Annotated in this window: 9 protein-coding genes; 5 read left to right on the plus strand and 4 right to left on the minus strand. The window is 70.3% G+C overall.

Annotation, left to right across the window (positions count from 1 at the left end; translation table 11 throughout):
• Positions 1 to 182 precede the first annotated feature (182 nt).
• Complete coding sequence (locus tag ACFYV1_RS25395; protein ID WP_389397875.1) at positions 183 to 1,034, minus strand: SMP-30/gluconolactonase/LRE family protein; 852 nt, start codon at positions 1,032 to 1,034, stop codon at positions 183 to 185.
• Positions 1,031 to 1,801 carry an IclR family transcriptional regulator gene (locus ACFYV1_RS25400; RefSeq protein ID WP_389397876.1) on the minus strand — a complete coding sequence of 257 codons (771 nt, stop codon included), beginning with the start codon at positions 1,799 to 1,801 and terminating at the stop codon, positions 1,031 to 1,033. The genes ACFYV1_RS25395 and ACFYV1_RS25400 overlap by 4 nt, the downstream gene beginning before the upstream one ends.
• Positions 1,802 to 1,992: 191 nt before the next feature.
• Between ACFYV1_RS25400 and ACFYV1_RS25405 the strand changes: the two genes are divergently transcribed.
• The 4 genes from ACFYV1_RS25405 to mmsB are packed head-to-tail and all read left to right on the plus strand — an operon-like array spanning position 1,993 to position 6,963.
• Positions 1,993 to 3,054: a hypothetical protein gene (locus ACFYV1_RS25405; RefSeq protein ID WP_389397877.1), complete on the plus strand. Its 1,062-nt coding sequence runs from the start codon at positions 1,993 to 1,995 to the stop codon at positions 3,052 to 3,054.
• On the plus strand, positions 3,054 to 4,166 hold the full coding sequence (gene chvE / locus ACFYV1_RS25410) for a multiple monosaccharide ABC transporter substrate-binding protein (protein WP_389397878.1): 1,113 nt from the start codon (positions 3,054 to 3,056) through the stop codon (positions 4,164 to 4,166). The genes ACFYV1_RS25405 and chvE overlap by 1 nt, the downstream gene beginning before the upstream one ends.
• 26 nt (positions 4,167 to 4,192) lie before the next feature.
• Positions 4,193 to 5,719, plus strand: coding sequence for a multiple monosaccharide ABC transporter ATP-binding protein (gene mmsA / locus ACFYV1_RS25415; protein WP_389398009.1), 1,527 nt, complete (start codon positions 4,193 to 4,195; stop codon positions 5,717 to 5,719).
• Between the two features lie 5 nt (positions 5,720 to 5,724).
• Positions 5,725 to 6,963 carry a multiple monosaccharide ABC transporter permease gene (gene mmsB, locus ACFYV1_RS25420; RefSeq protein ID WP_389397879.1) on the plus strand — a complete coding sequence of 413 codons (1,239 nt, stop codon included), beginning with the start codon at positions 5,725 to 5,727 and terminating at the stop codon, positions 6,961 to 6,963.
• Positions 6,964 to 7,063: 100 nt separating this feature from the next.
• Here the strand turns inward: mmsB and ACFYV1_RS25425 are convergent, their stop codons facing one another.
• On the minus strand, positions 7,064 to 8,242 hold the full coding sequence (locus tag ACFYV1_RS25425; protein WP_389397880.1) for an aldose epimerase family protein: 1,179 nt from the start codon (positions 8,240 to 8,242) through the stop codon (positions 7,064 to 7,066).
• Between the two features lie 216 nt (positions 8,243 to 8,458).
• On the opposite strand from ACFYV1_RS25425, the gene ACFYV1_RS25430 reads away from it, so the two are divergent.
• The gene (locus tag ACFYV1_RS25430) at positions 8,459 to 11,068 is read left to right on the plus strand and encodes an alpha-L-arabinofuranosidase C-terminal domain-containing protein (RefSeq protein ID WP_389397881.1); all 2,610 of its coding nucleotides are present in this window, start codon (positions 8,459 to 8,461) and stop codon (positions 11,066 to 11,068) included.
• 134 nt (positions 11,069 to 11,202) lie between these two features.
• Here the strand turns inward: ACFYV1_RS25430 and ACFYV1_RS25435 are convergent, their stop codons facing one another.
• Positions 11,203 to 12,393, minus strand: a complete 1,191-nt coding sequence (locus ACFYV1_RS25435) for an MFS transporter (RefSeq protein WP_389398010.1) — start codon at positions 12,391 to 12,393, stop codon at positions 11,203 to 11,205.
• Positions 12,394 to 12,545: the final 152 nt, after the last annotated feature.

The following is a 12,545-nucleotide window of genomic DNA, read 5'->3' on the forward strand; positions in this document are numbered from 1 at the left end:
GGAGGCGGAAGCGGGAGCAGCCACGCCATGTTCGACATACCGGCGCACGCTCGCCACTTCGAACGGGACCGTAGACGCGGGGCGACGCGCCGTCAACGACTTTCGCTGAAATCACGAACGTCGTTCGATATCACGAACAAACCGCGTCAGTGACTGCCATTCGGCGGGCCCGCCGCCCCCGTTCAGCCCGCGAAGGCGGGCTGCGGCAACCCCTGGCCGGCATCGGGGAGCACCAGCAGGGAACCCGACAGCGGGTGCGGCGCGGCCAGTCCCGCAGAGGCCGAGGTGATGTAGAGATCGGCGAGGGCCGGACCGCCGAAGGCACAGGCGGTGGGCCGGAGCACCGGAAGCGGAACCACTCGGTCCAGAACTCCCCGCGGTGTGTAACGGCGCACCGCGCCGCCGTCCCACAGAGCCACCCAGACGCACCCGTCCGCGTCGACGGCGAGGCCGTCGGGGAAGCCCGCACCCGGTTCGACGACGGTCAGCGGCCGCCGGTTGACCGGAAGCACGTCGCCCGGGCGCACGTCGAACACGTCGATGCGGCGGGTCGGCGAGTCGATGTAGTACATCCGGCTGCCGTCGGGGCTCCACCCGGTGCCGTTGCTGACGGCGACATCGGTCAGTATCCCGGTCGTCGTGCCGTCCGGCGCGATCCGGGTGAGTGTCCCGCCCGCGGGCGCCTCGTCGTAGCGCATGGTCCCCGCCCACAACGAGCCGTCCGGGGCGACCGCGGCGTCGTTGCCGCGCCGCCCCTCGACCGGCTCGCGGTGCAGCCACCGGAACGCGCCGTCGCCGTCGTACACCCCCACTCCGTCACGGAGGTTGACCACCACTCCCCCTCCCGCGCGGGGCTTGGCCGCTCCGACGTGCTGACCCGCGTCCATGACGGTGCGCCGACCGGTGGCGGGATCGTAGGTGTGGACGCGGGAGGAGAGGATGTCGACCCACACGAGCCGGCCTGCCGCACCGTCCCAGGTGGGGCCCTCACCCAGTGCGGCCTCGTGCCGCACTGCCGTCTCCACGCCCGTCACGGCGCCCGGTGCCCGAGCCGCTCGGAGAGGGCCGCGGCCCCCTTGCCGGCCAGCGGCCGCAGTTCCGCGAGCCGCTCCTCGCTCCAGCGGATCATCGGCACGGAGATGGACAGCGCCGCCACGACCCGTCCCGAGCGGTCGCGCACCGGTGCGGCGACACAGCTGACGTCGGCGTTCGACTCGCGCTGTTCCAGGGCGACACCGGCCGCCCGCACGGTGGCGAGTTCGGAGCGCAGCACGGCCGGGTCGGTGATGCTGTTGGATGTCATGGCCACCAGCTCGGTGCCGGGTGCGAAGCGGCTGTCGAGCTCCTCCTCCGGGAGGGAGGCCAGCAGCATCTTGCCGACGGCGGTGCAGTGCGCGGGCAGGCTCCGCCCCGCCGCGGAGACCATGCGGACGGCGTGCGTGGAGTCGACCTTGGCGACGTAGAGGACCTGGGAGCCGTCAAGGATCGCGACGTGGACGGTCTCCCCGCAGGTCTGGGCGACGGAGCGGGCGACCTCCTGGCCCTCCCGGGCGAGGTCCAGCTGCTCCGCGTACCGGCTGCCCAGCTGGTACGGACGGACGCCGAGCCGGTAGCGCCCGGGCTGGCCCTCCACGGGCACGAGGTAGGACCTGGCCGTGAGGGTGGTGATGAGTTCGTGCACAGTGGTGCGCGGCAGTTGGAGCCTGCGGACGATGTCGGGCGCCGACATCGTCCCGTCGCCGTCGAGGAAGAGCTCCAGAATGTCCAGAGCCCGGGTGACGGCGGGCACATGACGTCCCACGACTTCCCCCTTGTTCGATATTTCAACGCTTGACCGACAGGGCGAACAGTCTATCGCCGCACCGTCCGCCCGGTAAGGGCTCAGGAATCTCCTTCCCGGCCGGTCCGAACCATTGACACCCGCACACCCGGCTCCTTAACTTCAGCGCAGAATCTCGAACGCCGTCCGACATATCGAACATAGAGGTGCTCGTGACCCCTTCCACCGCACCGGCCCGCGACCGGCGCCGCCCCGGTGAAGCGGCACTCGCCGCACTCGGTCTGGCCGCTCCCGCCGAGAACCCGGCGGACGCCTCTGCGCACCGCTTCCCCGACGGTGGCAGCTGGCGCACCGAGATCCCCTCGTGCGAGGGCCCGGAGGTGCTCGCCGTCGTACTGGAGGAGGCGGCCCGGCTGAACCTGCCGATCCACCGCATCAGCCAGGGCAGCGGCGTGTGGATGCTCACCGACGACGAGATCACCGAGATGGTCGGGGCGAGCGCCGAACGCGGCATCGAACTGTGCCTTTTCACCGGGCCGCGCGGCAGCTGGGACATCGGCGCGTCGACCCGTACCGCGTCCGGCGGTTCGGGTCTGCGCGCCCGTGGCCACGACGCGCTGGCCGGCTGCGTCGAGGACGCGCTGCGCGCGACCTCCCTAGGCGTACGGTGCCTGCTGGTCGCGGACGAGGGCGTGCTCTGGACCCTGCACCGGCTGCGCGGGCAGGGCGTGCTGCCGGCCGGCACGACGTTCAAGGTCTCCGCGCTCGTGGGTCCGGTCAACCCGGCCGCGTACGCGGTCCATGAACGGCTCGGCGCCGATTCCGTCAACGTCCCCTCCGACCTGACGCTCACTCACCTCACGGAGATCCGCCGGGTCAGCGGCGCGCCGATGGACCTCTACATCGAGGCGCCGGACGATCTCGGCGGCTATGTACGGATGTACGAGACCGCCGAGATCATCCGGCGCGGCGCCCCGCTCTACCTCAAGTTCGGACTGAGCCGGGCCCCCGGTTTCTACCCGTACGGCGCCCACATGAGGGACACGATGCTGGCGTCGGCACGCGAACGCGTCAGGCGGGGACGGCTCGCGCTCGACCTGCTGGCCCGTCATGGCGCCGACGGCGGGATGTCACCGCTCGGCTCCCGCCTCCCCGGACCCCTGCACCGCTTCCCGGTCGCCGACCTGCCCACGACCGAGCCGCACGCCGCCCCGCACGCCGATCTGCCCGCCGATCTGCCCGTTGACCAGCCGACGACCGACCAGAAGGACTGATGATGACTCTCAACCGCCGCACCACGGTCACCGCCGCCGTCGCCGCCACGCTCGCACTGTCCCTCGCCGCCTGCGGCCAGAACAGCGAGGGCGGCAGCAAGCAGGAACAGAAGGGCGGCAAGGGCTCCACCATCGGCATAGCGATGCCGACCAAGTCGTCGGAGCGCTGGATCGCCGACGGCAGCAACATGGCCGCCGAGTTCAAGAAGCTCGGCTACAAGACGGATCTGCAGTACGGCGAGGACGACGTCGACCAGCAGGTCTCCCAGATCGAGAACATGATCACCAAGGGTGTCGACGTCCTCGTCGTCGCCGCCATCGACGGCCGTGCCCTGAGCGACGTGCTGCGGCAGGCGGGCGAACAGGGCATCGAGGTGATCTCCTACGACCGGCTCGTCCTCGGCAGCGACGACGTCGACTACTACGCGTCGTTCGACAACGAGAAGGTCGGGCAGCTCCAGGCCGACTACATCGTCGACAAGCTGGGACTGAAGAACGGCGGCGCCGGGGAACCCGCCACCATCGAGCTGTTCGCCGGCTCCCCCGACGACAACAACACCCGCTTCTTCTTCCAGGGCGCGTGGAAGGTGCTGAAGCCGTACATCGACAAGAAGCAGCTGGTCGTCCGCAGCGGCCAGACCCGGCTGGAGCAGATCACCACCCTCCGCTGGGACGGCGGCACCGCGCAGAAGCGCATGGACGACCTGCTGACCGGTTCGTACTCCTCCGAGGCCGTGGACGCGGTGCTCTCGCCGTACGACGGGATCTCGATCGGCATCCTCTCGGCGCTCAAGTCGGACGGCTACGGCACCGCGGCCAAGCCGTACCCGGTCGTCACCGGGCAGGACGCGGAGGTCGCCTCCGTCAAGTCCATCATCGCCGGGCAACAGACCCAGACCGTCTACAAGGACACCCGGGCGCTCGCCAAGCAGGCCGTGCAGATGGCCGATGCCGTACTGAACGACAGGAAGCCCGAGGTCAACGACACGACCACCTACGACAACGAGAAGAAGGTCGTGCCCGCCTTCCTTCTCGACCCGGTGAGCGTCGACGCCTCCAACTACCGCAAGGTGCTGGTCGACTCCGGCTACATCAAGGCGAGCGACCTGTGACCGGTACGCCCCGGCCGATCCTCGAGATGCGCTCGATCGGCAAGTCGTTCCCCGGCGTGCGCGCGCTGTCCGACGTGACGCTGACCGTGGCGCCCGGTGAGGTGCACGCCGTCTGCGGGGAGAACGGCGCCGGGAAGTCGACGCTGATGAAGGTGCTCAGCGGCGTGCACCCGCACGGCAGTTACGAGGGGGACATCCTCTTCCAGGGCCGGACGTGCGCGTTCAGGGACATCCGGGCGAGCGAGGACCGCGGCATCGTCATCATCCACCAGGAGCTCGCCCTGGTGCCGTACCTGTCCATCGCCGAGAACATCTTCCTCGGCAACGAGCACGCCCGGCGCGGCATCATCAGCTGGAACGAGACCCTGCGCCACGCCGCCGCCCTGCTCAAGCGGGTCGGCCTCGACGAGCACCCGCAGACCCGCGTCGCGGACATCGGTGTCGGCAAACAGCAGCTGGTGGAGATCGCCAAGGCGCTCTCCAAGAAGGTCGAGCTGCTGATCCTCGACGAGCCGACCGCCGCCCTGAACGACGAGGACAGCGCCAAACTTCTCGCCCTGATCAAGGAGTTGAAGGAGCAGGGCATCACCTCGATCATCATCTCGCACAAGCTGGGCGAGATCGCCGAGGTCGCCGACTCCGTCACCGTCATCCGCGACGGCCGCACCGTCGAGACCCTCGACGTCAGGGACGAGTTGACGACGGAGGACCGCATCATCCGGGGCATGGTGGGCCGCGACCTGGACCACCGGTTCCCCGAGCGCACTCCGTGGACCGGCGACGCCGGCGCCCACCCGGCGCTGGAGATACGCGACTGGACCGTCCATCACCCGATCGACCAGCAGCGCAAGGTCGTCGACCAGGTGTCGGTGAACGTCCGGCGGGGCGAGATCGTCGGCATCGCCGGACTGATGGGCGCCGGCCGCACGGAGCTGGCCATGAGCGTCTTCGGCCGCTCCTACGGCCGCAACATCAGCGGAACGGTGCTCAAGGACGGCCACGAGATCCACACCCGCACGGTCCCGGAAGCGGTCGGGCACGGCATCGCCTACGTCACGGAGGACCGCAAGCACTACGGGCTCAACCTCATCGACTCCATCGGCCGGAACATCACCATGAGCGCCCTGTCCAAGGTCTCCCGGCGGGGCATCGTGGACGAGCACGCCGAGCGCCGGGTCGCGGAGTCGTACCGCACCAGCATGAACATCAAGGCGCCGACGGTCTTCGAGCAGGTCGGCCGGCTCTCCGGCGGCAATCAGCAGAAGGTCGTCCTCAGCAAATGGATCTTCGCCGGTCCCGATGTGCTGATCCTCGACGAACCCACCCGCGGCATCGACGTCGGCGCCAAGTTCGAGATCTACACCGTCATCGACCGGCTCGCCGCCGAGGGCAAGGCCGTCGTCTTCATCTCCTCGGAGCTCCCCGAGCTGCTCGGTATGTGCGACCGCATCTACACGATGTCCGCCGGCCGCCTCACGGGAGAGGTGCCGCGCGGTGAGGCGACCCAAGAAGTCCTCATGCGCCACATGACCAACACCAGCGACAAGAGGTAACAGAAATGGGTCCGGTCACCACCGACGCCAAGAACAGCCCGCCCAGCCCCGCGCCGCCGGCCGCACGCTCCTCGACGAAGTCGCTCCTGATGGACGCCGCACGCCGCAACATGCGGCAGTACGGGATGCTCGTCGCCCTGGCCTTCATCGTCGTGCTGTTCGAGATATGGACCGACGGCGTCCTGCTGATGCCGAACAACGTCACCAACCTGGTCCTGCAGAACAGTTACATCCTGGTCCTCGGCATCGGCATGATGATCGTCATCATCTCGGGCCACATCGACCTGTCGGTCGGCTCGCTGGCCGCCTTCGTCTCCGCGGCGTGCGCCGTGATGATGGTCGAGCACGACGTGCCGTGGCCGGCGGCCCTGGTGCTCGCCCTCGTGGTCGGGGCGGCGGCGGGTGCCTGGCAGGGCTTCTGGATCGCGTACGTCGGCATCCCCTCGTTCATCGTCACACTGGCGGGCATGCTGCTGTTCCGGGGCGGCACCCAGATCCTGCTGGGCAGCCGCTCGCTCGGCCCGTTCCCCGAGGGGTTCCAGAAGATCTCCACCGGTTACCTGCCGGAGGTCGGGCCGGTCACCAACTACCACAACCTCACCCTGCTGCTGGGGCTCGCGCTCCTCGCATTCGCCCTGTGGCAGGAGGTCCGCGACCGTCGCCGGCAGCAGAAGTACGACCTCGACGTGCTGCCCCGTGGTCTGTTCCTCGCCAAGTGCGCCGCTCTCGCGGCCGCCGTCCTCGCCTTCACACTGACCCTCGCCAGCTACCGCGGCGCCCCGGTCGTACTGCTGCTCCTCGCCGCGCTGCTCGTCGGCTTCGGCTTCGTCATGCGCAACGCGGTCGTGGGACGCCATGTGTACGCCCTCGGCGGCAACCAGGCGGCGGCCAAGCTGTCGGGCGTGAAGGACAAGCGCGTCACGTTCCTCGTGTTCGTCAACATGGGGGTACTGGCGGCGCTGGCCGGCGTCGTCTACGCGGCACGCCTCAACGCCGGTGTGCCGCAGGCCGGTGTGAACTTCGAACTGGAGGCCATCGCGGCCGCGTTCATCGGCGGCGCGTCGATGAGCGGCGGCGTCGGGACGGTGCTCGGCGCGGTCATCGGCGGTCTGGTCCTCGGCGTGCTCAACAACGGCATGTCACTCGTGGGCATCGGCAGCGACTACCAGCAGGTCATCAAGGGCCTGGTGCTGCTGGCCGCGGTCGGGTTCGACGTGTGGAACAAGCGCAAGGTCGGTTCCTGACGCCCCGCGGTGCCGCCGGTCCGGAGGATCTCCGGGCCGGCGGCGCGGTGCGTGGCGGGCCGGCCGGCGCCGACCGGTTCGTGCCCGCACCCATCGGCCGTCAGAGGGTTCCGAAGGAGTGCACCGTGGAGGAGCGGTAGGTCTGTCCCGGGCGCAGCACCGTCGAGGGAAATCCGCGCTGGTTGGGCGAGTCGGGGAAGTGCTGGGTCTCGAGGCAGAAGCCGTCACCCTGCCGGTAGACGCGTCCGGAGGTGCCCTTGAGGGTGCCGTCGAGGAAGTTGCCGCTGTAGAACTGCACGCCCGGTTCGGTGGTGGCGATGCGCATGGTCCGCCCGGACGCTGGGTCGGACACGGCGATCACCCGCTCCGGAGAACCGGTGACACCCTTGTCGAGCACGAAGTTGTGGTCGTAGCCCTGCCCCAGCAGGATCTGCTCGTGTCCGTCGCGCAGGTCGTCACCGATCCGCTTGCCGTGCCGGAAGTCGAAGGGGGTCCGTGAGACGCGCGCCCGCTCGCCGGTCGGGATGAGCGTGGCGTCGACGGGGGTGTAGCGGGAGGCGTCGATGCGCAGCGTGTGGTCGTGGATCGAGCCGCTTCCCTCCCCGGCCAGGTTGAAGTACGTGTGGTTGGTGAGGTTGACGACGGTGGGCCTGTCGGTCGTCGCCTCGTAGTCGACGCGGAAGTCGCCGCGCGAGGTGAGGACGTAGTCCACCCGGATCGTCAGTGTGCCGGGATAGCCCATCTCCCCGTCGGGGCTCACGCGGCGCAGGGTGAGCCCGGTGTCGGTGCCGTGCCGGTACGGCACGACGTCCCATACGCGCTTGTCGAAGCCCTGGTCCCCACCGTGCAGGCTGTTGGGCCCGTCGTTCGCCGGAAGGCGGTGGGTGGTCCCGTCGAGGGAGAACCGCGCGCCTGCTATCCGGTTTCCGTACCGGCCGATCAGGGCGCCGAAGTAGGGGCTCTTGGCGACGTAATCGGCCAGATCGGCGAAGCCCAGTGAGACGTTGGCCGGCCGCCCCCGGCGGTCGGGGATCTCGAGTGCCTGGACGATGCCGCCGTACGACAGGACGCGCAGGCGGGTTCCGCCGTTGGACAGTGTCCACCGGTCGACGCGGGTGCCGTCGCCCAGTGTTCCGAAGTGCTCCCGTACCGGATCGCGCGGGCCGGTGGGCGGCGCGGCCGTGGGTCCGGTGGCCGCATGCGCCGCTGTCGTCGACCCGGTCGCGGCGGCCGCCGCGACCGCGGCCGCTGCCAGAACCGCGCGTCTGCTGGTCGTCATGGGTCTCGTGCTCCTCGCCGACCGCCCGAATACGGTCTGTTCGATATTTCGGACAATGTTCGGAATGGTGGCGCAAGTCAACGGCCGGACCCTCACCGATGTCAACAGCTCACGCAGACAGGCGTCTTGACGCACCGAGACCGGCTCCCCCATGCTCGCCATGCGCAATTTCGCACAACGTTCGATATCCCGAACGCATTGTCCTCAGGAGAGCCCATGGCACCCCGCCCGACAAGCACACGCGCGCCCTCCCGACGCCCGTCGACGAAGCCGTGGTCACGGCTCTGCGCGGGTGCCCTGCTCGCGTGCACCCTCGGCGGCGGCCCGGCAACCGCCTCGGACGTGCCTGCCGCGCCCGTCGCGCCCGCCGTGCCCGCCGCGCCCGTCACCGACTACACCCTCACCGTCGATCCGTCCGACCGCGGCCCGTCGATCGACGACACGATGTACGGCGTCTTCTACGAGGACATCAACCGCGCCGCCGACGGCGGGCTGTACGCCGAACTCGTGCAGAACCGGTCCTTCGAGTACGACCGCGCGGACAACGCCTCCTACACGCCTCTGACATCGTGGGCCACGACCGGCACCGGCACCGCCGAGGTCGTCGACGACGAGGGCCGCCTGAACGAGAACAACCGGCGCTATCTGCGGGCGACGCTCGGCGCCCCCGGCACCGACCCGGCAGCGGTCCGGCTCACCAACAGCGGCTACAACTCCGGTATGGCCGTACGGGCCGGGCAGCGGTACGACTTCTCGGTGTGGGCGCGCACCGACCTCGCCACCGGAACACCGCTGAGGGTCACGCTGGACGACACGGCGGGAACGCTCGCCGAGCCGCTGGCCGTCCAGGTCGAAGGCGACCGCTGGACCAGGTACACGGGCACCCTGACCGCGAGCCGCACCAGCACCGAGGGACGGCTCAGCGTCGGCGCCGGCGGCACCGGAACCCTCCGGCTCGACATGGTCTCGCTCTTCCCCCGCAACACGTTCAAGAACCGGCCCAACGGTATGCGCGACGACCTCGCCCGGAAGATCGCCGCGCTGGAACCCGGCTTCCTGCGCTTTCCCGGCGGCTGTCTCGTCAACACCGGAAGCCACGAGGCCTACGAGGCACCCGACTGGGAGCGCAGCCGTTCCTACCAGTGGAAGGAGACCATCGGGCCCGTCGAGCAGCGCGCGACCAACTCCAACTTCTGGGGCTACAACCAGTCCTACGGCATCGGGTACTACGAGTACTTCCAGTTCGCCGAGGACATCGGCGCCATGCCCCTGCCCGTCGTCCCCGCGCTGGTCACCGGCTGCGGCCAGAACCGGGCCACCGACGACCCCGGGCTGCTGCGGCGTCACATCCAGGACACCCTCGACCTGATCGAGTTCGCCAACGGGCCGGCGACCTCGCCGTGGGGCGCCCGGCGGGCCGCGATGGGCCACCCGAAGCCGTTCGGTCTCACCCATCTCGCGGTCGGCAACGAGGAGAACCTGCCCGACGAGTACCTCGCGCGCTTCATCCGCTTCCGCGACGCCATCGAGGACCGGTACCCCGACCTCACCGTCATCAGCAACTCGGGACCCGACGACACGGGTGCGGTGTTCGACCGCGCGTGGGAGCTCAACCGGGCGGCCGGCGTCGACATGGTCGACGAGCACTACTACAACGGCCCGGAGTGGTTCCTGAAGAACAACGACCGGTACGACTCGTACGACCGTGAAGGCCCGGAGGTGTTCCTCGGCGAGTACGCCTCGCGGGACAACCGCTTCCGCAACGCCCTCGCCGAAGCCGCGTTCATGACCGGCCTCGAACGCAACGCGGACATCGTCAAGATGGCCTCCTACGCACCGCTGCTCGCCAACGAGGACTACGTGCAGTGGCGGCCGAACATGATCTGGTTCGACAACCACCGGTCGTGGGGCTCGGCCGACTACGAGACGCAGAAACTGTTCATGAACAACGTCGGCGACCATGTCGTGCCCAGCGAGGCGTCCGGCACCCCTGCGGCCGAGGCCGGCATCACCGGTGCCGTCGGACTGTCGACCTGGGCGACCAGCGCCTCGTACGACGACGTCTCCGTCACCTCCGCCGACGGCCGCACCCTCCTTCGGGACGACTTCTCCGGCACCGACTCCCAGTGGACCAGGGCGACCGGCCGCGGCTCCTGGCAGATCGCGGACGGGGCGTTCCTCCAGTCCGACGCCACGGCCGAGGACACCATGGTCACCGCCGGCGACGCGCGGTGGCAGAACTACGACCTGCGGGTGAAGGCCACCAAGAAGTCGGGCCGTGAGGGCTTCCTGGTCGCCTTCGGCGTCCAGGACACCGGCAACCACTACTGGTGGAACCTGGGCGGCTGGGGCAACACCCGTTCCGCCGTCGAGCAGGCCGACCACGGCGCGAAAACGGTCGTGATCGAGGACGGCACGACGATCACCACGGACCGGGAGTACGACCTGCGGGTACAGATCCGCGGCCGGCAGGTGACCCTGTTCCTGGACGGCAAGGAGTGGGGAAGCTTCACGGACGAACCCGCGGAGCCGTTCCGCCAGGTGGTGACGTACGACCGGGGCGCCGGTGAACTCGTCGTCAAGGTCGTCAACGCGCAGGACGCGGCGGCCCGGACCCGTATCGACCTCGGCCGCCGGACCACCGTCTCACCGGTCGCGCGGCTGACGACGCTCGCCGGGAACCCGGACGCGGTCAACACCGCGTCCGCGACACCGATCAGGCCCGAGCGGTCGACGCTGCGCGGCGTGGACAACACCTTCGGCCACACCTTCCCGCCGAACTCCGTGACCTTCATGCGGATCAAGGCCGTGACGCCCGGCTCCTGACCTGACGCGACGCCACGAGGCGGTGGCGGAGCGGCGGCCGGACACGGCCGAGGGGGCGGGCCCGGACGGGCCCGCCCCCGCCGCGCGGTACGCAGGGCACCGGACCCGGCACACCACGGAGCGGCGCGCCGCGATCAGCGCCCGGCGCGCCCGACCGCGCCGGCCTCACGGCCGCGACGCCGTACGGGCGGGCCGGGCTCAGGAAGACTACGGACCAGCAGCCATCCCACCGCGGGCAGCACGATCAGCGGGGTGAGAGCGATCTGCAGTGTCGACATGTCGGCCGCCACCCCGATGAACGGGCCGGCCACCCCGCCCGCGCTCACCGTCAGCCCCAGGGTGATGCCCGAGGCGGTGCCGGCCCTGGTGGGCAGGTAGTCCTGACCGAGTGTCACCTGAAGGGAGAAGGGCACGTAGAGGGCGGCGGACGTGAGGGCGACGCACACGTGGAACAGAGGGCCGGGCACGAACACCACCCCCGCGACGGCGAATCCCGCCAGCGCGTACGCCCGGCGCACCACGGTCACCCGGCCCCAGCGGTCGGCGAGGGCGCCGCCCGCCACCGTGCCGATCGCGCCTCCCGCGTACAGCACGAAGAGGGCCGCCGCGCCGGCGGCCGCGCCGCCGCCGGTGCGCTGCGGCGCGTACAGGGCCACGAACGTGCTCAGGCCGACGAAGACGACGGACCTGCACACGATCGCGGAGGCGAGGCGTACGAAGGACCGGCGGTCGTCGACGGCGGGCGCCTCCGCCGCCGCGGCCTGCCGCGCCGGCCCCCGTACCGCCCGCAGCGCGATCAGGCACAGCACGCAGCCCGTCACGGCCGGGGCGATCAGCAGCGGGGTGGCCCGCAGACCTCCGAGGGCGACGACAGCGGCGACCGCCGCCGGTGCCACGGCGAAGCCGATGTTGCCGCCGAGGGAGAACCAGCCCATCGCGGTGTTGCTGCCGTCCGACGCGGCGCGCGCCACCCGGGCCGCCTCCGGGTGGTACGCGGCGACGCCGATTCCGGAGACGGCGACGAAGGCCAGGGTCACGGCGTACGAACCGCCCACGCCGCTCAGGGCGATGCCCGCTCCTGCGACGAGTGTGCTCGTGGGCAGCAGCCAGGGCAGTGCCCACCGGTCGGTCAGGGCGCCGAACAGCGGCTGCACCACCGACGACAGCAGCGACGCGGCCAGCACGATGCCGGAGACGGCGGCGTACGAGTAGGCCCGCTCGGCGACGAACCAGGGCACCAGTGCGGCCACCGTGCCCTGGTAGACGTCGACACATCCGTGTCCGACCGACAGCAGGGCGACGGTCCGGCGTCTCCGGGTGGTCAAAAGCGCGTCGGCCGGGGGTGGTGGAGCCTCGGGCACGGGAACCTCCGGCGCCAGAGCCTCTGGCGCGGGCGCCTTCGAGGCGGCGGCGGCCCCGGCGGTGTACTGAACGACGGACTGGTCATCGCGGTCGTGGTCCTGGTTCACGGATCGAT

It is taken from the genome of Streptomyces sp. NPDC003023 (assembly GCF_042888225.1).
Classification (GTDB): domain Bacteria; phylum Actinomycetota; class Actinomycetes; order Streptomycetales; family Streptomycetaceae; genus Streptomyces.